The sequence below is a fragment of the Gorillibacterium massiliense genome, from assembly GCF_000455485.1.
GTDB lineage: Bacteria > Bacillota > Bacilli > Paenibacillales > NBRC-103111 > Gorillibacterium > Gorillibacterium massiliense.
Map to the genome: position 1 here is coordinate 17,963 of NZ_CBQR020000075.1, position 22,702 is coordinate 40,664.

Genomic DNA, 22,702 nt, shown 5'->3' on the forward strand with positions numbered 1-22,702 from the left:
CTACAATGTATGCCTGCCCTTGTATGTCTTCTTCGTCGTATTGAGCTCCTCGGTTTTGGGCAAGGCTATTTATGTACCCCTCCTAAGTGGTTTGGGTATTCTTTTGGTCTTAAGTATTTTCATAGACCAGCATCAGCCGGATCGAGTGGTTCTTTTTACACTCCTTCAGCTCATTTTGCTTTTTGCCTTTCATCTGGTTAGTCGGCTCGACTGGTGTTTTTTATTATATATCCTGTTGTTATACCGGGTATTGCTACAGGTTAGAAGCGTCAGCCGCTCGGTCATTCTGTCATGTGTGTTTATTTCGGTGTACACCGTGGCGAGATTTACATATACGAATCCATCCATTGAACATATTCTCATAACCGGCTCCGATTATCTTGCCGGCATCTCACTCGCTTTGTTTATCCAGCATATCTTGACATCGGAGAAGACCATGAACCTGACGAAAGAGAGGCGCAACCGAGAAGAATTTGAGTTTGAAGCAGAAAAAAATCGCGTACTGGGTGAATTGGCTGCAGGCATGGTTCACGAGATACGCAATCCGCTTACCAGCATCCGCGGTTTTCTCCAGCTATCAAAAGCAAACGGGTACTCCATTGAGCCGTGGTATGATTTAATTTATGCCGAGGTCAGCCGGTTGAACGAACTTACGATAGAATATTTGCAGATTTCCAAGCCGTCGGAGGTGCCGGCAAAGCGGCAGAACTTGCACGACAGCTTAATCCGTGTTGTCGCCTTAACGGAGGCGGAGGCTCAAAAGATGGGGCACCGGATTGTTTATGAGGAATTTGATCCGGAACTTACCGTGCCGGTGTCTCAAGAAAAGCTGATTCAGGTTTTTATGAATTTGATTAAAAATGCCATGGAAGCGATGCCAGAGCAGGGAACGATAACGATCCAAATGACCCAGGTGGCGGATATGGCCGTCGTTATCGTGAAGGATACAGGAACTGGAGTACAGTCAACGGACCGACAGCGGATTTTCAGCCCGTATTACACGACGAAGAACAATGGCACGGGTCTGGGACTATACATTTGTCACAAGATCATTGTGGATCATGGTGGAACCATGAGCGTTTCCGGTAAGCAAGGAGAAGGGGCGACGTTTACGACTCGGATTCCGCTTTTTATAGATAAAGGCTGAATGGATGTTGTCAATAAAGAATTGTGTCAAAAAAATTAAAAATTTTTGAATAAACGGTGAACAAAATTCACGTTTTTGTGGTAAGATAAAGAAGGAAGCCCTTTCAACATTTGAAAACAAATCAAGTTCAAGGGCTGCACAAAGACGGGGGTGTGTTACATGGCAACTAAAATGTATCCTCATCAAAAGCTGAAACGAGAGAGGAATGACGGCAAACTGGTCGCAACCATCACGACAGTCGTCGCGTGGACACTGCTCGGCTGCGGGTTGATGCTATGCCTGTTCAATCTCAATCACTTTAACGACCGCAACCTGGGCCTTATGGCAGGCACCGGTTTTCTTGTAGCCAGTTTCTTCATCTACACCATCGGGACGTCGATGCATCTGGTTCAAGTGCGGAAGCCCCAAGGGAAAAGAGCAAGGCTCAAGTGAAGTAACGCCTTGACTAATGTGAATAATTGTGAAAAGCTCCTCAAGCAACCGTGCTTGAAGGGCTTTTTTATTTGTTTTTCTTTTTTGCAATATGTTTGTTTTGTCTAAATTGTGATTAAAATATAACGAAAAAAAGGCAATTTATTGACGATGTTGTTAACACATGTGACTTAACTCACAGTTTATTGGTATCCTAAGTTAAAGAAAGAATGATTCTATTTTAGTATTTAGTGTTGAGGTGAACGTAATCGTGGGAAGCAAAAAGTGGAAGCGAATTGTGCTCTGGACGGTTAGTTTGGCAATCACCGCGCTGATCACAGGCTTGGTGATTGCATACTGGGATCATCAAATGGTCTTCAATCCGAAGGGGCCAGTTGCTGAGGTTCAGAAGAACCTGATTGTGATTTCGCTCATCTTGTGCGCAATTGTAGTCATTCCGGTAATCATCCTGCTTGCCTTTATCGTGAAGCGATACAGGGACACGCCGGATAATGACGCTCCTTATCAACCAGAGTGGAATGACAGCAAGGTGCTGGAGACGGTGTGGTGGGGAATTCCCGTTCTCATCATCGGGGTTTTGGCCTTTTTTACGGCACGGGATACGTATGTGCTCGCCAAACCTCGGGATAAAGCGGATGTAAAGCCCATCACGATTCAGGTCACTTCGCTCGATTGGAAATGGTTTTTCCAGTATCCGGATCAAAAAATCGCTACAGTCAACTATGTGGAAATCCCTGCAGACGTTCCGGTACGCTTTGTGCTGACATCGGATGCTCCTATGAACTCCTTCTGGGTTCCGGAATTGGGCGGGCAAACGTATTCCATGCCTGGCATGGCTATGCAGCTGTACCTGCAGGCGGATGATCCGGGGATATATTACGGAACAGGCGCCAACTTCAGCGGCAAAGACTTTGCTCACATGCGGTTTGAAGTAGTAGCGAAGCCGCAAGCGGAATTCGATGGTTGGGTACAGAAGGTTAAAGATTCATCTCCTGCTCTGACCCGGGAAGGGTATGCCGAACTTACCAAACCGGGCACATCGGAGGTTGCTTATTTCTCATCCTATCCGACTGAGGTGTTTGACGAAACCGTTCAAAAGAACGGCGGCGGCTACATGAGCCACGGCGGCAATCCTCACGCGGACCCGGGGTCGGGCCATTCGGATAATGTTCCGGATACCGGAAAGACCGGGGGGATGGACCACGATATGAGCGGCATGGACATGAATATGGATATGTCCGGGAGTCATGAATAATCGAAGGAGAAAGTAGGGTTAACCCATGTTGGATAAAATAAAAGACTTTGCTTCCGACTTTTTCGTCACCGGCGACCCGCTTATCTACGGCGCGGATGTGGCGATCGGATTGACAACGGTCGCCATCATCTTCGTGTTGACGTATTTTAAAAAGTGGGGCTGGCTTTGGCGGGAGTGGTTGACAACCGTCGACCACAAGCGTGTCGGCATCATGTATATCATCGCATCCCTCCTCATGCTGTTCCGCGGCGGGATGGACGCTTTGATGATGCGGGTTCAGCTGGCTTTGCCAAACGTCGACTTTTTGCAGGCCGAGCACTATAATCAGGTCTTTACGACTCATGGCACGATCATGATTTTGTTTATGGCGATGCCGCTGATGTTTGGTTTGTTCAACATCGCCGTGCCGCTGCAAATCGGGGCGCGCGATGTCGCCTATCCGTTTCTGAACTCGCTCAGCTTCTGGCTGTTCTTTATGGGAGCGATGCTGTTTAACGTTTCCTTCGTTATCGGCGGTTCTCCGGAAGCTGGCTGGCTCAGCTATCCTCCGCTATCGGAAATGTCCCACAGCCCGGGCGTCGGAGAAAACTTCTATATTTGGGGTATTCAAATATCCGGGATCGGCAGCTTGGCGACGGGCATCAACTTCCTGGTGACCATTCTCAAAATGCGTGCGCCGGGTATGAAACTAATGAAGATGCCGCTGTTCTCCTGGTCGGTATTGTCCAGCTGTGTCATGATCATCTTCGCTTTTCCGATCTTGACCGTTACCTTGGCTTTACTGTTCATTGACCGGTTCACGGGAGCTCACTTCTTCACGATGGATGGCGGCGGCATGCCGATGATGTATGTCAACCTCATCTGGATGTGGGGTCACCCGGAGGTATACATCGTCGTGCTTCCGGCATTCGGGATCTTCTCGGAAATCGTCAGTACGTTTTCGAGAAAAAGTATATTCGGCTATAAATCCATGGTGTTCTCGATGATGCTGATCAGTGTCGTCGGCTTCTTCACCTGGGTCCACCACTTCTTTACCATGGGATCGGGGGCGGACGTAAACATCTTCTTCGCCATAGCGACCATGGCCATCGGGATACCGACCGGGGTGAAAATCTTCAACTGGTTGTTCACGATGTTCCGTGGCCGCATCCGAATTACTCAGCCGATGATGTGGACGTTAGCTTTCATCCCCTGCTTCGTTGTAGGCGGAGCGACGGGGGTTATGCTGGCGGTTGCGCCGGCTGATTATCAATACCACAACAGTTATTTCCTTGTTGCTCACTTCCACCAAGTACTGATTGGCGGCGTCGTTTTCGGCTATCTGGCCGGGCTGTACTACTGGTGGCCGAAGATGTTCGGCTTCAAGCTTAACGACAAGTTGGGCAGTTGGGCGTTCTGGCTGTGGAATATCGGCTTCTATACCTGTTTCATGCCGCAATACTTCCTGGGCTTCATGGGCATGACCCGGCGGGTTTATACCTACGGCGAAGATTTGGGCTGGGACCGGGGTTGGGCGCCATTCAATATTGTGTCCACCGTCGGCGCATTCCTGATGGGGATCGGCTTCATTTTCCAAGTATGGCAAATCAGCTATAGCATCTTGAAGGGCAAAAAAGATACGACAGGTGATCCTTGGAACGGCCGTACGCTGGAATGGTCGATTCCGTCTCCTGCGCCAATCTACAATTTCGCGGTCATTCCTCAAGTAACCGAAGCAGATGATTGGTGGAGAACGAAGGAGAAGCGGGAAAAAGGCATCTTGTCCGAGCCGGTCAAGCTGGAGCCGATTCACATGCCGAAAAATACCGGAATCCCGTTCATCATGTCGGTCTTCTGGTTCATTGCCGGCTTCGGCTTTGTCTTCGATTGGCTGTGGATGGCTATTCCCGGACTGGTCGGTGTAGCGGTTTGCTTGTTTGTCCGTTCGTTCACGTCTTACGATGACGATTATTATATTCCGGTTGAAGAAATACGGCGTACGGAAGCCGCAGCGGGGAGGTTAGTCTAATGTCTCATAGTGTTGCCCAAGAGCACGAAGTCCATGGCCATGATCACGGTCATGTGAATTTGGAAGCCTTGAGGATTATGGGCTTCTGGATTTTCCTCGTCACCGACTGCCTGTTATTCGGCTCCCTGTTCGCCACTTACGTGGTTTTGCAATTGCACACCAACGGTGGCCCAGGGGCGAAGGAACTGTTTGAAATGCCCGGCGTTATTGCCGAAACTTTCATCCTGCTCACCAGCAGCTTTACCGGTGGTCTTGCCGTACTCGGTATGCAGGCCGGAAAGAAAAACCAGCTTATCGGTTGGTTGGTCGTCACCGCCGCTCTCGGCCTTTGCTTTATCGGTCTGGAAGTGACGGAATTCGTGAAGCTGGTGAACGAAGGCCATACCATTGCCAGCAGTTCGTTCCTATCCGCTTTCTTTACCTTGGTCGGTACCCACGGGGTTCACGTTTCCATCGGCATTTGCTGGATGATTGCGCTCATGATTCAATTGAAGCGCCGAGGCATTACCCCGGCGACACGGCGGAAAGTAACCATCGTCAGTCTGTACTGGCACTTTCTCGACGTCATCTGGATCTTCGTCTTCACCGTCGTATATTTAATGGGGGTGATGTAAAATGGCGAATCACGATACCGCAAGCAAGCAAGAGCATGGACACGGCTCCATTAAGTCCTATACCATCGGGTTCATTTTGTCCATCGTGCTAACGATCATTCCCATCGTCGTGGTGATGAACTCCATGCTGGGCAAGACGGCCACCTACGTCACGCTTATCGCGGCAGCGGTGTTCCAATTGCTGGTACAGCTGTTCTTCTTCATGCATCTCCGTGAGGAAGAGAAGCCCCGTTACAACGTGATGGCATTGATTTTGGGCGGCATTCTCGTCTTTACCATCGTGGCAGGGTCCATGTGGATCATGTCCTTTAACTCCACGGTGCAAATCGTACCTTAAAGATCAAAAACGAAAACCGGTTTGGCGGAACTCGCCTGCCGGTTTTTTTGCTCTGTGTGGATGTTTGAGCTTTTTCGACAGGCAGTGTACGATAGGGGATGAAGCTTGGAAAAGGCTTCTAAACGATGAGATGAGGGAGTTAGCGAGGATGAATATAACCGTTATTCAGGCCAACATGCAGCGCGATGAGGAGCAATCTTACGAAGGCAGAGTCTTATTTTCGGTGGAAGGCCACAGCCAGCCTTATGAATGCACCTTATACAGCAAAAAAGGCAACGATTGGATGTACAGCCTGCACTTTGCCGAAGGTCCCGGTAAGGAAGAGGATATCGAAGCGGTGGAAGCCTGGATTGAAGAGGACGATGAAGGGTTCGACGGTTTGATCGACGCTGCAATGAGTGCGCTTGCCGAATAATTAGAAAATGACATCATCAAGAGATGCCTATAGAGATGCAGGACCTTCTTAGGGTATGTATAATAAATCTGTAGACGTTTCCCGAAAGGAGCACCCCGCATGGCCAACACCCATGTTTATACGCGCAAGGAAGAAGTCGTCAATGCGATTACCCACGGCATCGGCGCTCTGCTTAGTGTTGCTGCTTTGGTTTTACTCATTGTATTTGCCAGTCTGAAGGGGACCGCATGGCATGTCGTCAGCTTCACGATTTTCGGGACCACCATGCTGCTGCTGTACATATGCTCAACCCTAGTCCATAGCTTTCCCGAAGGAAAAGTGAAGGATCTTTTTGAAATCTTTGATCATTCCTCAATCTACCTATTTATCGCCGGCACGTATACCCCGATTCTTTTCACCCAAATCAAAGGTCCGCTGGGTTGGACGCTCTTCGGCATCGTTTGGGGGATCGCCATAGGGGGCATCGTGTTTAAATCCTTTTTCGTCAAACGCTATCTATTTACCTCGACAATCTTCTATATTTTCATGGGATGGATCATTGTTTTTGCCTGGAAGCCGATTACGGCGGTATTTTCCGGTCCCGGCATGGTGTTTCTCGTGATCGGCGGCATTCTTTATACGGTAGGAACGATTTTTTATGTTTGGCGGAGTTTTCCTTACCACCACGGAGTCTGGCATTTGTTCGTGTTAGGCGGATCCATTATGCATTTCTTTGCAATTATGTACATGCTGCCAGCTTGAGTATCCGGCATTCATGGAATAGATCATTCACGATTGATGTGGCGAGAGGAGCAAATCAATGGACTACCGTATCGAAAAAGACACTATGGGCGAAATCCGCGTTCCGGCCGATAAATTGTGGGGAGCGCAAACCCAGCGCAGCAGCGAGAATTTCCGCATCGGAAGCGAAAAAATGCCCCTCGACGTGATCCGGGCTTTTGCTGATCTTAAAAAGGCGGCAGCCGTCGCCAATCGCAAGCTGGGGAATTTGGACCCGGAAAAAGCGGACGCCATCTCTGTGGCGGCGGATGAGATTTTGGGCGGACGTTGGGATGACCAATTTCCTCTTGTCGTCTGGCAAACCGGAAGCGGCACCCAGTCCAATATGAATGTGAATGAAGTGATTGCAAGAAGGGCTAACCAGCTCCTGGAACGGAAAAACAGCACGGCGCGGGTTCACCCGAATGACGACGTGAACCGCTCCCAAAGCTCCAACGATACGTTCCCAACGGCGATGCATATCGCTTCGCTCCTTGCCGTAGAACAGCGTGTACTGCCGGCTCTAGAGGCGCTGCGAAAAACCTTCGCTGCGAAAATCGCGGAGTTTGGCGACATCGTCAAAATCGGCCGGACCCATTTGCAGGATGCGACGCCCATCACGTTAGGGCAGGAAATCAGCGGCTGGGAAGCGATGTTGGTTAAAAGCGGCAGGATGATCCGCGAGAGTGCGGAAGGGCTGAAGGAGCTGGCCATCGGCGGCACCGCTGTCGGCACGGGGCTTAATGCCCATCCCAAATTCGGCGAGATGACGGCGGCGGAAATCAGCATGCAAACGGGAACGACATTCGTTTCCTCCGACAATAAATTCCATGCGTTGACCAGCCATGACCAAACGGTTTATGCCCACGGTGCGCTGAAGGCGCTGGCTGCCGACTTGATGAAGATTGCCAACGATGTGCGCTGGCTGGCCAGCGGTCCCCGCTGCGGCATAGGCGAAATCCGCATCCCGGAAAACGAGCCGGGCAGCTCCATCATGCCGGGCAAAGTCAACCCGACCCAAAGCGAAGCGATGACCATGGTTGCCGTTCAAGTTATGGGCAATGATGCCGCCATCGGCTTCGCCGCCAGCCAAGGTAATTTCGAGCTGAACGTATTCAAGCCGGTCATCCTGTACAACTTCCTGCAAACTTGTCAACTGCTGGCCGATGCTATGAATTCCTTCAACGAGCACTGCGCCGTCGGCATCGAGCCGAACCGGGAAGTCATCGCCAAGTATTTGGAGGAATCGCTGATGCTTGTCACCGCCCTCAATCCCCACATCGGCTACGAGAAAGCGGCCTTCATCGCAAAGACGGCTCACAAGGAAGGCTTGTCTCTGAAGGAATCTGCAGTTCGTTCCGGCATCCTGACGGCGGAGCAATTCGACGAATTCGTCAAGCCGGAAGAAATGATTGGCCCTAAGGCTTAAGGCGCTGGATGGCTTTTGGCTGGTTTGAACGGTTTACCGTTTGATTGCCGATAGAGGAATGGAGGACATTTGAACCGTAGGAGCGTCAGCGTCCGCCTTTGTTTTCGGATTTCTTCCTCTTAACCAGTTTCATTCAGGAAATCCGAAAACAACAGCGGCTGGAAGTTTAAATGTTCCGTAGTTCCAGCATGTATGGCAATTAATCTTCAGTAGCCGTTAAAGCCAAAAGCCCGTTTGACAAGCGGAACGTTTGACGCTACCATAGAAATCAAATCATAATTTCGGCTGCGACGGAGAAAGAGTACGCGGTGCCTGTTGAACATTAGCGAACCGGGGACGGTGAAAGCCCGGGACAACAGCCGCAGAAAGGGCGCTCCCGAGCCAACGTGAAGAAAGTGGACGTACCCGCGCATCGCAGGTTAGCGATGAACGGCGCGTCAACTGGGGTGGAACCGCGGAAGCGAAAGCTTTCGTCCCCGGACGAGGAATCTTGTCCGGGGGCGGGAGCTTTTTTTGATGGCTGCAGGCAGGCCCGGGCGCATTTAAAGATAAAGGAGAAGAAGCGCGAATGAGTGAAGTAACGATGGATCAAATTGTTGGCCACGCCAAGCATCGGGGCTTTGTTTTTCCCGGCTCGGAAATTTACGGAGGACTCGCGAATACGTGGGACTACGGTCCTTTGGGCGTGGAACTGAAAAACAACGTGAAAAAGGCATGGTGGAAGAAGTTCATTCAACAATCGCCTTACAACGTCGGCTTGGACGCGGCGATTTTGATGAATCCTCAAGCTTGGGTGGCTTCCGGCCACGTGGGCAACTTCAACGACCCGATGATCGACTGCAAACAGTGCAAAGCCCGCCACCGGGCCGACAAGATCATCGAAAACGCCCTTGCCGAAAAAGGCATCGAGCTGGTCGTAGACGGTCTCAGCTTTGATCAAATGATGGATTTGGTGAAAGAGCACCACATCGTGTGCCCGGATTGCGGCGCTTTCGATTACACAGATATCCGCCAGTTCAATCTGATGTTCAAGACCCATCAAGGGGTTACCGTGTCCAGCGCCAACGAAATTTACCTTCGCCCGGAGACGGCTCAAGGCATTTTCGTCAACTTCAAAAACGTGCAGCGCACCATGCGCAAAAAGCTGCCCTTCGGTATCGGCCAAATCGGCAAAAGCTTCCGCAATGAAATCACGCCTGGCAACTTTACTTTCCGTACCCGGGAATTCGAGCAAATGGAGCTTGAATTTTTCTGTAAGCCTGGCGAGGATATGGAATGGTTCGGCTACTGGCGCAGCTTCTGTAAAGATTGGCTGCTCGGCCTCGGCATCAAGGAAGAAAGCATCCGCTTGCGGGATCACTCCGACGACGAACTGTCCCACTACAGCAACGCCACGACGGACATCGAATTCCGTTTCCCCTTCGGCTGGGGCGAATTGTGGGGCATTGCCGACCGCACCGATTACGACTTGAAGCAGCACATGGAACATTCCGGTGAAGACTTCAACTATATCGACCAGGATAATAACAACGAGCGTTATGTGCCTTACTGCATCGAGCCATCTCTCGGCGCAGACCGGGTAACATTAGCGTTCCTCATTGACTCTTACGAGGAGCAGGCGCTGGAAGGCGGAGACAGCCGCACGGTTATGCATCTGCACCCGGCTCTCGCTCCTTACAAAGCAGCGATTTTCCCGCTGTCGAAGAAGCTGGCGGACGGTGCCCAAAAGATATTCGCCGATCTGGCTGCGGACTTCATGGTGGACTACGACGATTCCGGTTCTATCGGTAAACGGTACCGCCGTCACGATGAAATTGGCACGCCTTTCGCCATCACCTATGACTTCGATTCCGAGACCGACGGCCAAGTAACCGTGCGTGACCGGGATACGATGGAGCAGCAGCGCATGCCTATCTCCGAACTGAAGGCATTCCTGGAAGCGAAACTGGCTTGGTAAGCGAATCATGCAAGATGCCCTCGTCCGATGATGGATGGGGGCATCTTTCTTAAAAGGAGCAGAAACGAATGTCTGAATTGACGGGCAGTGCCCGATTGGCGGAAAAGCTGGCGAGGCTATCTTCAGCAGAGAGGTTATCTTCATCCGTGTCGTCGGCAGACAACCGCGATAAAGCGGTACCGATCATCGTCTGCGTCGGCACGGACCGTTCCACCGGCGATGCTTTCGGGCCGCTGATCGGAACTTTTTTGCGTGAGGCTGGGTATCCCCGTGTGTTCGGTACATTGGACGATCCTTGGGACTCTTCGAACCTGGCTCAGCGGGTTACTTCATTGCCCCATGCTGATTTCATCCTTGCCGTTGACTGCTGCGTCGGTGCGGAGCTGGGCAAATTCCGCGTGCAAAACCGGCCGCTCGAACCGGGAAAATCCATGGGTAAACCACTGCCAAGTTTGGGTACGGCTGCGCTTCTCGGCGTAGTTGCACCGAACTACGGCAATCCATACAGTATGCTGCAGACGGCCTCGCTCTGCTTGGTCATGGAGATGGCCAGGTTAGCGGCTGCTGCGATCCTTGCGGCGTATATGGGGGATGGAATCGCTAGACGGACGGATTGACTTCATGAGCAGCCGGAGCCGATTGTTTGCAGCGGCTGTCGTTCCGCCGGCGGGTTAAGCGCTTGCAGTTTCTCCGGACAAGACGGGGGTAGCCCCGCTTTTTTTCGATGACCGTTCTCCAAGGAAAACCGTTTTGGCGATGGGCAGTTTTCTCAACAACCAATCCAAAGCTAAAGCAAGGGACATGCCGACTACGAGTTGGATAAATTGAACGTGAATATGGGTGGCTCTGACGAAGATGAAGATAATGACCGTATGATACAAAAGGATAGTCAAGGAATGCTGCCCGATGTATGTGAAGACAGGCGATACTCCCTTGATTTTTACCAAATAGCGGACGATCGACATGATCAAGATACAGCCGGTCAAGCCTGCGATAAAAAAGAGAAACACATTATTATAGGACCGCATGCTGATTCCGATTTCGCCATTAAGCGTTACGGCTGTCGGGAAGATGATTAGGGACGCCAAAATCATCCATTTTGGAAAGCAATACTCCCGATACAATTTCCTTGTTTTCAGATCGTAACCAAAGTACATAAAGAGCTGTATGGCTAAGGCAATATCTAGATTCCAAGGGATTTGCACGATGCGGCCGATGAATACCCCGGCAAAGGAGAGAGCAAGAAAAACACCCCATCGAGTCAATGGATGTTTTGCCGATTTCGTTATGATAAGAGTTCCCAAAAAAATGAGCTCTGCTGAAAACAGGCAAGGCAGGAACCATAGGGGGGCACCGATGCGGGGATTGTTGCCCGTAAAAATATCCTTCACGGCGAGCCAAGGGGAAACATCATCAGCAAATCTGATGAACCAGAATCCGAAGAGCAGCGCGCTTGCGGTAAAGTACGGCACCACCAGACGCCATAGTTTGGAAATCACAAATTGATGGTAATGATCGATGTATTTGTTCGTGCTTACAACGAAACCGGCGGCGAGGAAGAACAGTGGCATGCGGAAGCCAGACAGGATGGTCTCAATGTGGTGAGAGATGTTCGTGTGGCCAAGAACGACCATGGTGATGGTGAGTCCTTTAATGACATCGATTTCTTTTAATCTGGCTTTCTTTTCCAATGCCTTCACTCCGTTTCGTCAAAATTTCAATTTCGAAGATACAAAGAGTAGTAATATAATCATTATTATACAATTTGTATCATTTGGAATAGAGACGTCAGGAGCATTCTGGATGTTATTTTCCCGGTTTTTTTCTTATCGGATCGACAATTTCGTATAAAGCTCAATGCAAGCCGGGCCTTCGGTGGCAACGTTGCCGACACGCGGGTCTACAGGATAAGTCTCCATCTCGTCTTCCGGATAGGGAGCAAAGAGAGGCTTCAGCGGTTCGGCGGAACGAATTTCCCGGTTCAGCCATAATCCTTCATGCTCCGGCTTCAAAATAACCGGCATGCGGTCATGAACCTCCCCCGTAAGCCGGTTGGGTACGGTGGTCAAGATGGTGCAGGTTGACAGCCGGCTTCCCTCTGGAGATATCCAACTGTCATACAAGCCAGCCATGGCGAACAGTTTACCGCTTTTCAGCCGAAACCGGTAGGGCTGCTTGGCTCCGTTCTCCGTTTTCTTCCACTCGTAATAGCCGTCGGCGGGAATGAGGCAGCGCTTACGCTCCAGCAGCATTTTGAAGGCAGGTTTGATATCCGCCGTCTCCGCCCGTGCGTTAATCATCTTGAACCCGCTCTTTTCATCCTTTGACCAAGAAGGCACCAGCCCCCATTTCAACTCTCCTAACCGATGCTTCCCTTCATGATCCTCCACGACAGCATAAACCGCTTGTCCAGGCGCAAGATTGTAGCGCGGCTTGTAATGGGCTGCATTCCACTCATCAATTTGGAACCGGACAATCAGTTCCTCCAACGAAACGATGATCGTATATCGTCCGCACATGCGGGTTTCCCCTTTCCTGGTTCCCAATTCAATACAAGCTGCATATTCTATGCTATTTCAGCATGTCGGAAATAATCGAAAGGTTTCAAAGCAGCCGGCGCAGCATGCGACACAATGCGCAGCGGCTCTTTTCTATAATAGAGGAGCTTGCTTTTGTTATAACAGAGATAAAGGAGCGAAGCAACGATGACGATGATCACACATATTAATCTGGAGAATTCGGAAACGGAAGTATATTGCTGTCTTAGGAATCGAATCATCCGTCTGGACGATCAACATAAGCATCAATTTTGTGCCGGTTGTAAAATGTTTAGGGGCGAGGCTGGAGGCCGGGGTGTAGAATGCCGCTGGGACGATCCGCGTAACTTGCCGGACCCTTATGTCGTTACGAGTCCGCAAGATGAGTGGCAGAGCAATCAGGAGCGAAAAATCCAGCTGCACGGAATGATCGATACCACCTCTCAAAGGACCGAAGAGACCAAAGCAGGGTGACGGGTTAATCTCTTTTATTGCAAAACCTGATTATTCTTCCAATCGCAATTTCTATAGACGCCATGCTCTCCCTTCATTCGCATTTTGCGAACCTGGGAGGGCTTTTCGTTGTACGCATTATGCGCAAATTTTTGACAGATGATGGTTGAAATTGGTTTCAAATTTCGCGGTTTTGTTTAAGAATAAGTACCCAACCTTCGTGCCCAAAATGAGTTCAAAAGGAGTGAAAGGGCATGTCCATTGAACGGTTTATTTTGCGTAAGCTAAGTCGCTGCAAACAGAAACAGCTGCGAGCCAATTTGCTGCAGCTGCTCATTATTCGCATCCAGAAGGCGGAACAACAGCGCATCGCAATGGAAAAAGCCCGCCGGAATGCCGTTTGAAAATCATTCACAGGTCTCCGTCGCCTTCGCCTGCAACGTTTAAAAAAAAACAAGCTGCTCTCGAACAGAATTTTTTGTCTGTTTCGAGGGCAGCTTTTCTTTAAGATATCAGAAAGAATTTACGGCGAAGCAGCGACTCCCTGATGTCGCAAGAAAAACGACTACTAAGAGCGGTCCGTCTTCTTTGAATTTACATCGATAGATGGTTTTTCTTATAATTCGTCGATCAAATCTCCGGCCAGCAGCCGACCGGATGGGCGTTTCGCGGCAGCCTGGTCACCAGCTAGGCCGTGGAGATAGACGCCGAGACAAGCAGCCTGTTCGGCGGTATAGCCTTGGGCTAACAGGCTTGCAATAATGCCTGAAAGGGCATCGCCGGTGCCGCCGGTGGCCATGCCGGGATTGCCCGTCAGATTGACGTACGCTGATCCTTCCGGTGTGGCGATGACCGTGCGGGCTCCCTTCAGCACGAGGGTAACGCCCCGCTCACCGGCAAACCGCAAGGCGGCGCCGATCCGGTCCCGCTGCACCTCAGCGGTAGAGACGCCCATTAGGCGTGCCATCTCGCCGGGGTGTGGCGTCAGCACCGTTGGAGCTTTGCGGACCGGCCAAGCAGCGGCATCCTTGGCGGATGCCAACATGTTTAGGGCGTCGGCGTCGATGAGGAGCGGCCCGGGTACGCTTTCCCAGATGGCGCGGAGCCACTGGTCGTCTTCGGCGTAGCGGCCGAGTCCCGGCCCAATCACCATGGCGTCCCGTTCTGCGGCCAAGGCCGCCAGTGCCTCAGTCGACACGTGGGTCCAGTCGCCGTGACCGGCGTCGGGCACGCCAGCCAGCATCGCTTCCGGCAGCTGGCCCAGCAGGTGCCGCACCAGACTGGCGGGCACAGCCCACGTGGCCAGGCCGCAGCCGGCGCGGAGCGCGGCCCGGGTTGCGAGCAGCCCGGCGCCGCTCATGCGCAAGGTGCCTGCGGCGATGAGTACATGGCCATAGCTGCCCTTGTGGGTGTCGGCGACTCTTTGGCGGTTCGGGTTAGCGCCTATTTCCGCCAGTGTTTCTTTCGTTAATAGCCGCGCTACGATACCGAATTCGCGGGGGAGCTCCCGCGGAATGCCTATAGCTCTGGCAGAGACAACGCCTGCAACTTCCGCGCCGGGATACTGCGCAAGCCCTCGCTTCAAGAAGGCGAAGCTGACCGTGCGAACGGCACGGATGCACGGTTCGCCGATTTCACCGGTGTCAGTGTTAAGGCCGCTTGGGATGTCCGCAGCAATAATGGGCAGGCCGCTGGCATTGGCTTCGCGAATCAGAGCATCATAAGGAGCACGGGGCGCTCCTTTGGAACCGGTACCCAGCAGGGCGTCGATAAGTCCATCATATCCCGCCCAACCTGTATTATTTTCCATATACACAGATTCGGCAAACCCCAGCTTGCGGACCATGTCCAATTGCTGGGCAGCTTCGTCTTTCAGTGCTTCGGGAGGTTCTGCAAAGAGGAGATCGATCTTAAAGCCCATCTCCCGCAAATGACGGGCGGCGACGAGGCCGTCTCCACCGTTATTGCCTTTGCCGGCCAGGATCAGCCAGTGTGATCGAGGTTTGCCGTCTGTCCGCTCCAGTTCCCGGGCATAGGCTGCGGTTTCCTCCGCTAGCGCCCGGCCGGCATTTTCCATAAGAATAAGCGCTGGAATACCCAGATGATCGATAGTGTGTCGATCCAGCTGCCTCATCTCTTCCGATGTAACGAGAAACATTGGTCTTGCCTCCTGTAAAATCAACTTTCGTCTGCTTTTGGCGAACAAGTCTATTTGTGGTACAGTAAATCATGAATAGTACTAAGTATATCGAAAAAACCGGAGGGTTACGAATGGTTACAACCGGAATTTCGACATATAGTGTTGAAGTAGAGAAAACCATCAAGGTTATTATTCAGGAGGTATCTCATGATCATAATCAAGAAGCCGGAAGAGATTGCTAAGATGCGGGAAGCTGGGAAGCTTTTGGCCGCCTGCCATAAAGAGATCGCCAAGCGAATCGTTCCCGGAGTTACGACCTGGGAGCTCGATGAGTTTGCCGACGCCTTTGTCCGTGCACACGGAGCCACCCATGAACAAAAAGGCTATCACGGATATCCCTATTCCATCTGTGCATCCGTCAACGATGTCGTATGCCACGGCTTTCCTAAAAAAATTCCTTTGCAGGAAGGGGATATCGTAACCATAGATATGGTCGTCAACCTGAACGGTTGGCTGGCGGATTCCGCCTGGTCCTATGGAGTAGGCAAGCTAAGTCCGGAAGTGGCAAATCTTCTTAAGACCACGGAAGAATCGATGTATAAGGGCATAGCCCAAGCAGTGGTCGGCAACCGGATGGGCGATATTTCTCACGCGATTCAAAGCTATGCTGAAGGAAAAGGCTATTCGGTGGTCAGGCAGTTTATCGGCCATGGCATCGGTCAGGAAATGCATGAGGATCCGGAAGTTCCTCACTATGGCCCTGCAGGCCGTGGTTTGCGGCTGAAGGAAGGTATGGTCATCACGGTAGAACCGATGATCAACACGGGTCATTGGGAAGCCTATGTGGAAGAGGACGGTTGGACGGCACGCACTCGAGACGGCGGCCTTTCCGCCCAGTATGAGCATACTATCGCCATCACAAAAGATGGCCCGTTGATTCTCACTTTGCAGGATTAAACATACGGACAGATCAACAATCGTCCAACTTCCATCTTTTTGGGAGTTGGGCGTTTTTGTTATTGGAGAAGCGAGGCGATTGGAGGATTTTGTTGGAATATGAAGAATATTCTATCGAAACGATTTAGTACTCGATACTTAAAAAGAAGCGGGTGGCAATCTTGTCCATCAAAATCAAGCTTTCACTCCTGGTCTTTGCACTCGTTTCCATCATAATGGCATTAAATGTGTCCATCACGTATGTCACATCGCGGGATGTGGTCCGTCATGACTTTGAGCACCAGATGGAGATGACAGCCAGAGGAATTGCCACGGTCATAGAAAACTCCCAACTGGCCTCCCTTTCCATGGATCAGATGTTGACGGAAACGCTGCGTTTGGCGAACGTTATGTTTGCTAAATCTTCACCGGCAGACATCTATACGGTTGAGGAAAGCGATTTAAGTAGTATCGCTCAGTCGGCGGGAATATCCAGTCTGTCACTGGCGATGCTGACGGACGACGGCTGGACGATCATTCGCTCTTCGGACAGCGATCTTCTCGAACGTACTTTGCCTTATTCGATAGCCGATATGAGGATAAACACTATACAAATGGATTCGGAACAGAAGGATTCTTTTAAAACCTCATCATCGGTATTTACCGTGAACGGAACCGCTTTATCAGGAAAATGGGGCTTTACGCTGACTTCTTCGGGCTATATGATCTGTTCCCGGTATTCCCAGTTATCCCTTCTCCCCTATCGGACAGATGCGCAGCCTGACTCCGTCATAGAAAAGACTTTGAATGACAACCCGCTGCTTCTTGAAATATCCGGTTACAGCCCTCAGTTGTATAACTCGATTACGCTTGAGACGTCACATCAAGAATCTTCCGCTACTCTGCTCTTCGGCACAAACCGATACGCTTCAAAGTCGGATGCGGCCAATGTGAATAAGGCTTTTTCGGAGCAAGTTAGTGTAACCGACAGCTTATTTTCTGACGGGAAGCATGTGATCAAAAGCTATTTTCCGGTAAGCATTGGCAAGCCCTGCGTCATTACCGTAGTGTCAGAATATAGTCCCATCGAGAACGTGTTGAATGGATTGTTGTTCAATCAGATTACGATATCTCTCTTCCTCATGATTTGCGTCTTGGTAGCCAGCTACATTGCGATGCATGTTCTTGTCCGTCCGCTGAACCGGATCTTAAAACAGGTGAGCGACATAACAGCAGGCCAATTAGGAGTGCAAAACACCCTTATCCGCAAGGATGAACTCGGTATCCTTGGGCAGCGGATCAATCTTATGTCGTTCAATTTGCAGGAAAGCACCGGAAGGCTGAGGGCAGCCGTTAATGAACTATCGGAAACCCAAGACGAGCTCCTGTCTTTTATGAACAGCACGACGGATTCAATTGTAGTCATGGACCTGGAGGGTAAAGTGCTGCGGGTCAATCATGCTTTTGAAGCTCTTTTTAGTTGGAAGCTTGACGAAATCAAGGATCAGGAGTTGCCGATCGTAACGGGAGAGGCAAAGAAAGAAATGAGTAACGCCTTAGCGCAGATTAGCCGGGGAGTGTCGTTAACGGGTGTTGAGGTCGAAACGGTAACAAAAGCCGGGCAAAACATCGCAGTGAGCGTTACTCTTTCTCCACTGCGTCAAAGTCACAGCGATGTGATTGGAGCCGTCGCTATTGGCCGTGATATTACCGAGCGTAAAAAAACCGAAGAATATTTCCTTCGTTCAGAAAAGCTGGCAATCGTCGGGCAGTTGGCTGCGGGAGTCGCCCATGAAATTCGCAACCCTCTTACGACCTTACGGGGATTTGTGCAACTGTTGAAATCCAAGGGGCAGGGGAGCCCCCAATATTTAGACCTGATGCTCTCTGAGCTGGACCGGATCAATTTCATCGTAAGTGAATTCATGGTGCTGGCGAAGCCGCATATCAACCGGTTCCACTTGAAGGATCCGCGAGAACTGATGCGCGAGACCATCGTCCTTATGCAGCCGCAGGCTTTGCTGCACAACGTGCGGATCACGGAGCTTATTTTAGGGGAGGTGCCGCCGATCTTTTGCGAGGAAAACCAGCTTAAGCAGGTGTTCATCAATTTGCTGAAGAACAGTATTGAGGCGATGCCCGAGGGGGGAGAAATCCGCATCCGGCTGTCGATGGATTCGCAGAACCGGGTCCGATTCCGTTTTGTCGATGAAGGCTGCGGCATTTCCCAGGAGCAGCTGGAGCGAATCGGAGAGCCTTTTTATACGAACAAGGAATCAGGTACAGGGCTTGGACTAATGGTCAGCCAAAGAATTATCGCCAATCATAAAGGCGTCATGTACATAAAGAGTGAGCTGAATAAAGGCACGTGCATTGACATTGTGCTGCCTATCGGACAGAGTCATGATGCAGCAGAGATAATCGCAGACGAAACGTTGCCCTATCCGGATACGCTTTGAAGTTAAAGAGGCTGAGCCCGGCTCAGCCTCCAAATGCGTCCCGAAAGGCATCCGCAATATCCTTTGCTTCCAGTTTCCAAAGAGCGGACAGCTCTGGAGCGATATTTTCCTCAAACCAATCCGCCAACAGCTTGCGGTTGCTGGTATGTTCGGCAATGTAAGGCAAATTCAGGGCGACTTTGCGGAAATACAGTTCTTCTCCCTCTTTGATTAAGGCCGGGGAGAGGTACACCTTCAGCCGCTTGACGGTCCTGTACAGCTCTCTGCTGCAGGTTCGGCGAATTTTCCGCGCCGTTGGAGCATGGTTTTGATGCTTCGGAGTATCAGCCTTCATGATGGCACCTGCCTCTCTTCTGCAATACTTTATGCATGAAGGGGAGGTTCAGCTACACATCGGCTTTCCTGCAAAACAACCGGGAGTTGTTCAATTGACGATGAGATAGGCGACCATCGGTCCGTCGTGAACTGCGTCTTCATGGGACATACAGACCATCCGGTATACGCCTTTCTTGGTCGGAGTGAATGTATAGCTGCTGGTCTTTCCTTTTTCCACGGTGCCTGAAACCCCTAACCCTTCAATGATGAAGGGATGGTTTCCGCCACTGATGCCCCGAATGCGCAAGGTAATGGTTTCTCCTTTTTCCACAGGGATCGTGCTAGGGTCCCAGCGGTAAGCTTCGATCATCTTCCCGTTATCCATGGTGGATTCGAATTCCCCTGTTACCAGATCGATGACGCGTCCTTGTGCCGGGACGCTTTTTTGACTGCTGCCTGGCAGTAGTGCTGAAACGAGTTGGCTGCCTTTTTCAAGGTGTTTCAAATAGAAGCCAGTGACAAGCATCAGACAGAGCAAAAGGGCGGTAATCGCCAACGTTCTCTTGCGGATTCGGATTGTCGTGAACATAACCTTGTCCCTCCCGAAGGTTTTACCGATACCTATGCCTCGTCCGACAAAAATATTCCCGCTGCTTGTCTATATTTTGGGGCGGCATTCTAAAGAAACAGGCGGCACTTCTGTCGAATTGACAAACCTGTCCCGTAATGTTATAAATTGCAGATAAATGGCCATAGGGGGATACATAGATGGTAAAAGACAATTGCAAAATCCTGGACTGCACCATTCGTGACGGTGGTTTGGTGAATAACTGGGAATTCAGCGTGGAGTTTGTCCGCGATCTGTATAAAGGCTTGAGTGAGGCCGGCGTCGATTACATGGAGATCGGCTATAAAAATTCGCCGAAGCTGCTTCAAGGCGGCAATGCCGGACCATGGCGCTTTCTGGATGAAGCTTTTTTGCGCGAGGTCATTCCTCAGAAAACAGAGACCAAGCTGTCAGCGTTGGTCGATATCGGCCGTGTGGACGAGCATGATATTTTGCCCCGGGAAGAGTCCATGCTGGATTTGATTCGCGTAGCCTGCTACGTCAAGGACGTGGAGAAAGGTTTGGAGCTGGTACGGAAATTCCACGACAAAGGGTATGAGACGTCGCTGAACATCATGGCGTTGTCCCATGTTTTGGAGCACGAGCTGGAAGAAGCACTGAAGGAGATCGCAGACAGCCCCGTTGATGTCGTGTATGTCGTGGATTCCTACGGCAGCATGGACCCGGGAGATATCGTCAAGCTGGTGGCAAAATTCCGTTCCCTCGTTCCGAACAAGCAGCTTGGCATCCATACGCACAACAACCTTCAACTGGCCTTCGCCAATACGCTGGCGGCGTTGCAAGAAGGCGTAACCTTCCTGGATTCATCCGTGTTTGGCATGGGTCGCGCAGCAGGCAATTGTAACACCGAACTGTTGGTTAGCCGCGTGAAATCCACCCGGTACGAAGTGCGCCCGATTCTGGGCGTGATCGAGAACCATATGCTTGCGATTCGCGACAAATGGGAGTGGGGCTACAATATTCCGTACATGATCAACGGTGTGTTCGACGAGCATCCGCGTACGGCCATGGCACTTCGGGCCAGCGATAACAAAGACCGCTACCTGGAGTTTTATGACACTCTCACCTCTCCTGAGTCAATCGTGGCTCCGAAGAAGTCCTAACGAAACGGCAATCAAGAGGAGGACCGATGAACTCGGTCCTCTTTTTTTCATCAGCATTTAATAATTCATCATTATAATAAACCTGATTCCGCAATGGTGAACGCCGCTCGTCCTGGAATCGGGGTCCAGTGTCAGCGTTTGCCGTTTATTTTGGCGGTTGCCGGGCATAGGAAATTGGATGGAGCCCGCTTCCTATGGTAGAATAGGGTTGCATCTGGCGGACAGGTCAGGAAAATAGAGGAAAGGCAGGGTGAGGATGGGACACTTTGTAACACAGATATTGGATTTTCTTACCGGGCTCGGATATTGGGGTATCATGCTAGGTCTTATGATCGAAATCATCCCCAGCGAGATCGTCCTCGCTTATGCGGGATACCTGGTGTACCGGGGAGAAGTTAATTTTACAGAAGCGATTATTTTCGGTACCATCGGCGGCGTTATCGCGCAAATCTTTATCTATTGGATCGGACGTTACGGCGGAAGACCGTTTGTGGAGAAATACGGAAAGTACATCCACTTGAAGCCGAAGCACATCGATTGGGCGGAAGATTGGTTTAACCGTTATGGAGCCGGGCTTATTTTTACCGGCAGATTCATCCCTGTTTTCCGGCACGCGATATCAATTCCTGCAGGTATGGCCCGCATGCCTTTTTGGAAGTTCGTAGGACTGACAACCGCGGCGATTATTCCCTGGTCTATTCTTTTTGTTTTCTTGGGACACAAAGTTAGCGACATGGGCAAGGATTGGCACAACATCGACGAAGCCGCCGGCCCTTATACTTATACCTTCCTATGGGCAGCCGTTGGATTAACAGCCTTGTACTTCATTTATAAAATTCTTCGCCGCAAGAAGAAAAAGTGACTACATACGAACGGGAGAGGGTTAGGATGGCGCAAAATTTGGCCGGCACGTTCGGCAAAGGGATAACACCGGCTCAATTCATGGACGGCATGCAGAAGAACAAAGAAACGTTCGTCGGTTATTATGACGGATTTACATGGCCGAGCGAAGAGGACAAGGAATTCTATGCCTCATTGAAAAACCGTGACGATCTGCGCGCTTTCATCCTTATGGCGGAATGGTGCGGCGATGTGGTGCGCAACGTCCCCGTCGTCTTTCGTGCCCTAGAATCCGCTGGTATACCGGTGGAAGTTCTCATTATCGAAGAGCACCCCGAAATTATGGATCAATTCCTTACCTTGGGAGGCCGTTCCATCCCCATCGTCATCATCACCGATACCGGCGGCTTTGTACTCGGCAAGTGGGGTCCCCGTCCGGAGCACGTCCAGGCGGTCATGCGCAAGTTCAAAGAGGAGAACCCGGACCGGGAAGCTCCCGATTATCAGGATAAAATCGCGGTTGCCCGCCAAGACATGATGAATCAGTACGGCGAAGGCACTGGCTATCAGGCTGTAATCCTCAAAGAGCTGCGCAGTCTGCTATCGAAGTTTTGAGAAGTTAACGTTACGGAAGGAAGGCGTACCCATTCATGCTGCAAATCGAAACGATCCCACTCGGACCGCTGCAAACCAATGCCTATCTGCTAAAAAACGCGGCGGGGGACCGTGGCATCATCATCGATCCGGGCACGAACCCGAAGCCTCTATTGCGGCGAATCGCCGATTTGAACATTGAGGCGATTTTACTCACCCACGCCCATTTCGACCACATCGGCGGTTTGGAGGAGGTACGGCAGGCGACTTCCGCGCCGGTATACCTGCATTCGCTCGAAGCAGACTGGCTGGCCGATGCGAAAAAGAACGGCTCGCTGATGTGG

At 51.0% G+C, this 22,702-nt stretch carries 24 protein-coding genes; 19 read left to right on the top strand and 5 right to left on the bottom strand.

Annotated features, from left to right (window positions below):
- Positions 1 to 316 precede the first annotated feature (316 nt).
- The 11 genes from TJ79_RS25830 (at position 317) to yyaC (ending at position 10,970) form a co-directional block, all read left to right on the top strand.
- Positions 317 to 1,147 (top strand): two-component system sensor histidine kinase NtrB, encoded by an 831-nt coding sequence (locus TJ79_RS25830; protein WP_238322903.1) that lies wholly within the window; start codon positions 317 to 319, stop codon positions 1,145 to 1,147.
- Between the two features lie 159 nt (positions 1,148 to 1,306).
- Positions 1,307 to 1,579 (top strand): hypothetical protein, encoded by a 273-nt coding sequence (locus TJ79_RS08790; RefSeq protein ID WP_040949926.1) that lies wholly within the window; start codon positions 1,307 to 1,309, stop codon positions 1,577 to 1,579.
- Between the two features lie 247 nt (positions 1,580 to 1,826).
- Entirely contained in the window at positions 1,827 to 2,834 is a 1,008-nt protein-coding gene (locus TJ79_RS08795; protein ID WP_040949951.1) for a ubiquinol oxidase subunit II, read from the top strand.
- A gap of 25 nt (positions 2,835 to 2,859) precedes the next feature.
- Positions 2,860 to 4,842: a cbb3-type cytochrome c oxidase subunit I gene (locus tag TJ79_RS08800; protein WP_040949927.1), complete on the top strand. Its 1,983-nt coding sequence runs from the start codon at positions 2,860 to 2,862 to the stop codon at positions 4,840 to 4,842.
- Positions 4,842 to 5,456 carry a cytochrome o ubiquinol oxidase subunit III gene (gene cyoC / locus TJ79_RS08805; RefSeq protein ID WP_040949928.1) on the top strand — a complete coding sequence of 205 codons (615 nt, stop codon included), beginning with the start codon at positions 4,842 to 4,844 and terminating at the stop codon, positions 5,454 to 5,456. The genes TJ79_RS08800 and cyoC overlap by 1 nt, the downstream gene beginning before the upstream one ends.
- A 1-nt stretch (position 5,457) precedes the next feature.
- On the top strand, positions 5,458 to 5,793 hold the full coding sequence (cyoD, locus tag TJ79_RS08810) for a cytochrome o ubiquinol oxidase subunit IV (RefSeq protein ID WP_040949929.1): 336 nt from the start codon (positions 5,458 to 5,460) through the stop codon (positions 5,791 to 5,793).
- Positions 5,794 to 5,941: 148 nt separating this feature from the next.
- Positions 5,942 to 6,208 (top strand): hypothetical protein, encoded by a 267-nt coding sequence (locus tag TJ79_RS08815; protein ID WP_040949930.1) that lies wholly within the window; start codon positions 5,942 to 5,944, stop codon positions 6,206 to 6,208.
- A 99-nt stretch (positions 6,209 to 6,307) separates the two neighbouring features.
- Complete coding sequence (trhA, locus tag TJ79_RS08820) at positions 6,308 to 6,949, top strand: PAQR family membrane homeostasis protein TrhA (RefSeq protein ID WP_040949931.1); 642 nt, start codon at positions 6,308 to 6,310, stop codon at positions 6,947 to 6,949.
- Positions 6,950 to 7,007: 58 nt separating this feature from the next.
- On the top strand, positions 7,008 to 8,396 hold the full coding sequence (gene fumC / locus TJ79_RS08825; protein ID WP_040949932.1) for a class II fumarate hydratase: 1,389 nt from the start codon (positions 7,008 to 7,010) through the stop codon (positions 8,394 to 8,396).
- A gap of 568 nt (positions 8,397 to 8,964) precedes the next feature.
- Positions 8,965 to 10,353: a glycine--tRNA ligase gene (locus TJ79_RS08830; protein ID WP_040949933.1), complete on the top strand. Its 1,389-nt coding sequence runs from the start codon at positions 8,965 to 8,967 to the stop codon at positions 10,351 to 10,353.
- Between the two features lie 68 nt (positions 10,354 to 10,421).
- Positions 10,422 to 10,970 carry a spore protease YyaC gene (gene yyaC / locus TJ79_RS08835; protein WP_040949934.1) on the top strand — a complete coding sequence of 183 codons (549 nt, stop codon included), beginning with the start codon at positions 10,422 to 10,424 and terminating at the stop codon, positions 10,968 to 10,970.
- A 54-nt stretch (positions 10,971 to 11,024) separates the two neighbouring features.
- Here the strand turns inward: yyaC and TJ79_RS08840 are convergent, their stop codons facing one another.
- Together TJ79_RS08840 and TJ79_RS08845 are read right to left on the bottom strand one after the other, a co-directional pair.
- A complete protein-coding gene (locus TJ79_RS08840) occupies positions 11,025 to 12,044 on the bottom strand; it encodes an acyltransferase family protein (protein WP_040949935.1) in 1,020 nt (339 codons plus the stop codon).
- A 135-nt stretch (positions 12,045 to 12,179) separates the two neighbouring features.
- The gene (locus tag TJ79_RS08845) at positions 12,180 to 12,872 is read right to left on the bottom strand and encodes an SOS response-associated peptidase (RefSeq protein ID WP_040949936.1); all 693 of its coding nucleotides are present in this window, start codon (positions 12,870 to 12,872) and stop codon (positions 12,180 to 12,182) included.
- A 186-nt stretch (positions 12,873 to 13,058) separates the two neighbouring features.
- On the opposite strand from TJ79_RS08845, the gene TJ79_RS08850 reads away from it, so the two are divergent.
- Together TJ79_RS08850 and TJ79_RS27725 are read left to right on the top strand one after the other, a co-directional pair.
- A complete protein-coding gene (locus TJ79_RS08850) occupies positions 13,059 to 13,364 on the top strand; it encodes a hypothetical protein (protein WP_040949937.1) in 306 nt (101 codons plus the stop codon).
- 233 nt (positions 13,365 to 13,597) lie between these two features.
- On the top strand, positions 13,598 to 13,747 hold the full coding sequence (locus TJ79_RS27725; RefSeq protein WP_202903308.1) for a hypothetical protein: 150 nt from the start codon (positions 13,598 to 13,600) through the stop codon (positions 13,745 to 13,747).
- A 212-nt stretch (positions 13,748 to 13,959) separates the two neighbouring features.
- On the opposite strand, the gene TJ79_RS08855 is transcribed toward TJ79_RS27725, so the two are convergent.
- A complete protein-coding gene (locus TJ79_RS08855; protein ID WP_040949938.1) occupies positions 13,960 to 15,501 on the bottom strand; it encodes a bifunctional ADP-dependent NAD(P)H-hydrate dehydratase/NAD(P)H-hydrate epimerase in 1,542 nt (513 codons plus the stop codon).
- Positions 15,502 to 15,690: 189 nt separating this feature from the next.
- On the opposite strand from TJ79_RS08855, the gene map reads away from it, so the two are divergent.
- Positions 15,691 to 16,440, top strand: a complete 750-nt coding sequence (map, locus tag TJ79_RS08860; protein WP_040949939.1) for a type I methionyl aminopeptidase — start codon at positions 15,691 to 15,693, stop codon at positions 16,438 to 16,440.
- A gap of 161 nt (positions 16,441 to 16,601) precedes the next feature.
- Positions 16,602 to 18,878: an ATP-binding protein gene (locus TJ79_RS08865; RefSeq protein WP_040949940.1), complete on the top strand. Its 2,277-nt coding sequence runs from the start codon at positions 16,602 to 16,604 to the stop codon at positions 18,876 to 18,878.
- Between the two features lie 22 nt (positions 18,879 to 18,900).
- Here the strand turns inward: TJ79_RS08865 and TJ79_RS08870 are convergent, their stop codons facing one another.
- Both TJ79_RS08870 and TJ79_RS08875 read right to left on the bottom strand, forming a co-directional pair.
- A complete protein-coding gene (locus tag TJ79_RS08870) occupies positions 18,901 to 19,212 on the bottom strand; it encodes a hypothetical protein (protein ID WP_040949941.1) in 312 nt (103 codons plus the stop codon).
- A gap of 90 nt (positions 19,213 to 19,302) precedes the next feature.
- Positions 19,303 to 19,782 (bottom strand): cupredoxin domain-containing protein, encoded by a 480-nt coding sequence (locus tag TJ79_RS08875; protein WP_040949942.1) that lies wholly within the window; start codon positions 19,780 to 19,782, stop codon positions 19,303 to 19,305.
- 179 nt (positions 19,783 to 19,961) lie between these two features.
- On the opposite strand from TJ79_RS08875, the gene TJ79_RS08880 reads away from it, so the two are divergent.
- The 4 genes from TJ79_RS08880 to TJ79_RS08895 all read left to right on the top strand — a co-directional run.
- Complete coding sequence (locus TJ79_RS08880; protein WP_040949943.1) at positions 19,962 to 20,924, top strand: aldolase catalytic domain-containing protein; 963 nt, start codon at positions 19,962 to 19,964, stop codon at positions 20,922 to 20,924.
- A gap of 256 nt (positions 20,925 to 21,180) precedes the next feature.
- Complete coding sequence (gene uptA, locus TJ79_RS08885; protein ID WP_040949944.1) at positions 21,181 to 21,786, top strand: undecaprenyl phosphate transporter UptA; 606 nt, start codon at positions 21,181 to 21,183, stop codon at positions 21,784 to 21,786.
- A 26-nt stretch (positions 21,787 to 21,812) separates the two neighbouring features.
- Positions 21,813 to 22,379, top strand: a complete 567-nt coding sequence (locus TJ79_RS08890) for a thioredoxin family protein (protein ID WP_040949945.1) — start codon at positions 21,813 to 21,815, stop codon at positions 22,377 to 22,379.
- 35 nt (positions 22,380 to 22,414) lie between these two features.
- The coding region (locus TJ79_RS08895; RefSeq protein ID WP_040949946.1) for an MBL fold metallo-hydrolase at positions 22,415 to 22,702 on the top strand (288 nt) is incomplete at its 3' end.

Coding starts and splice junctions, on each gene's coding strand:
- TJ79_RS08850 (WP_040949937.1), top strand. CDS start 13,059: ATGACGATGATCACACATATTAATCTGGAGAATTCGGAAACGGAAGTA.
- TJ79_RS08875 (WP_040949942.1), bottom strand. CDS start 19,782: ATGTTCACGACAATCCGAATCCGCAAGAGAACGTTGGCGATTACCGCC.
- uptA (WP_040949944.1), top strand. CDS start 21,181: ATGGGACACTTTGTAACACAGATATTGGATTTTCTTACCGGGCTCGGA.
- TJ79_RS08830 (WP_040949933.1), top strand. CDS start 8,965: ATGAGTGAAGTAACGATGGATCAAATTGTTGGCCACGCCAAGCATCGG.
- TJ79_RS08790 (WP_040949926.1), top strand. CDS start 1,307: ATGGCAACTAAAATGTATCCTCATCAAAAGCTGAAACGAGAGAGGAAT.
- TJ79_RS08800 (WP_040949927.1), top strand. CDS start 2,860: ATGTTGGATAAAATAAAAGACTTTGCTTCCGACTTTTTCGTCACCGGC.
- cyoC (WP_040949928.1), top strand. CDS start 4,842: ATGTCTCATAGTGTTGCCCAAGAGCACGAAGTCCATGGCCATGATCAC.
- yyaC (WP_040949934.1), top strand. CDS start 10,422: ATGTCTGAATTGACGGGCAGTGCCCGATTGGCGGAAAAGCTGGCGAGG.
- TJ79_RS27725 (WP_202903308.1), top strand. CDS start 13,598: ATGTCCATTGAACGGTTTATTTTGCGTAAGCTAAGTCGCTGCAAACAG.
- TJ79_RS08845 (WP_040949936.1), bottom strand. CDS start 12,872: ATGTGCGGACGATATACGATCATCGTTTCGTTGGAGGAACTGATTGTC.
- TJ79_RS08815 (WP_040949930.1), top strand. CDS start 5,942: ATGAATATAACCGTTATTCAGGCCAACATGCAGCGCGATGAGGAGCAA.
- trhA (WP_040949931.1), top strand. CDS start 6,308: ATGGCCAACACCCATGTTTATACGCGCAAGGAAGAAGTCGTCAATGCG.
- fumC (WP_040949932.1), top strand. CDS start 7,008: ATGGACTACCGTATCGAAAAAGACACTATGGGCGAAATCCGCGTTCCG.
- TJ79_RS08880 (WP_040949943.1), top strand. CDS start 19,962: ATGGTAAAAGACAATTGCAAAATCCTGGACTGCACCATTCGTGACGGT.
- cyoD (WP_040949929.1), top strand. CDS start 5,458: ATGGCGAATCACGATACCGCAAGCAAGCAAGAGCATGGACACGGCTCC.
- TJ79_RS08870 (WP_040949941.1), bottom strand. CDS start 19,212: ATGAAGGCTGATACTCCGAAGCATCAAAACCATGCTCCAACGGCGCGG.
- map (WP_040949939.1), top strand. CDS start 15,691: ATGATCATAATCAAGAAGCCGGAAGAGATTGCTAAGATGCGGGAAGCT.
- TJ79_RS08855 (WP_040949938.1), bottom strand. CDS start 15,501: ATGTTTCTCGTTACATCGGAAGAGATGAGGCAGCTGGATCGACACACT.
- TJ79_RS08890 (WP_040949945.1), top strand. CDS start 21,813: ATGGCGCAAAATTTGGCCGGCACGTTCGGCAAAGGGATAACACCGGCT.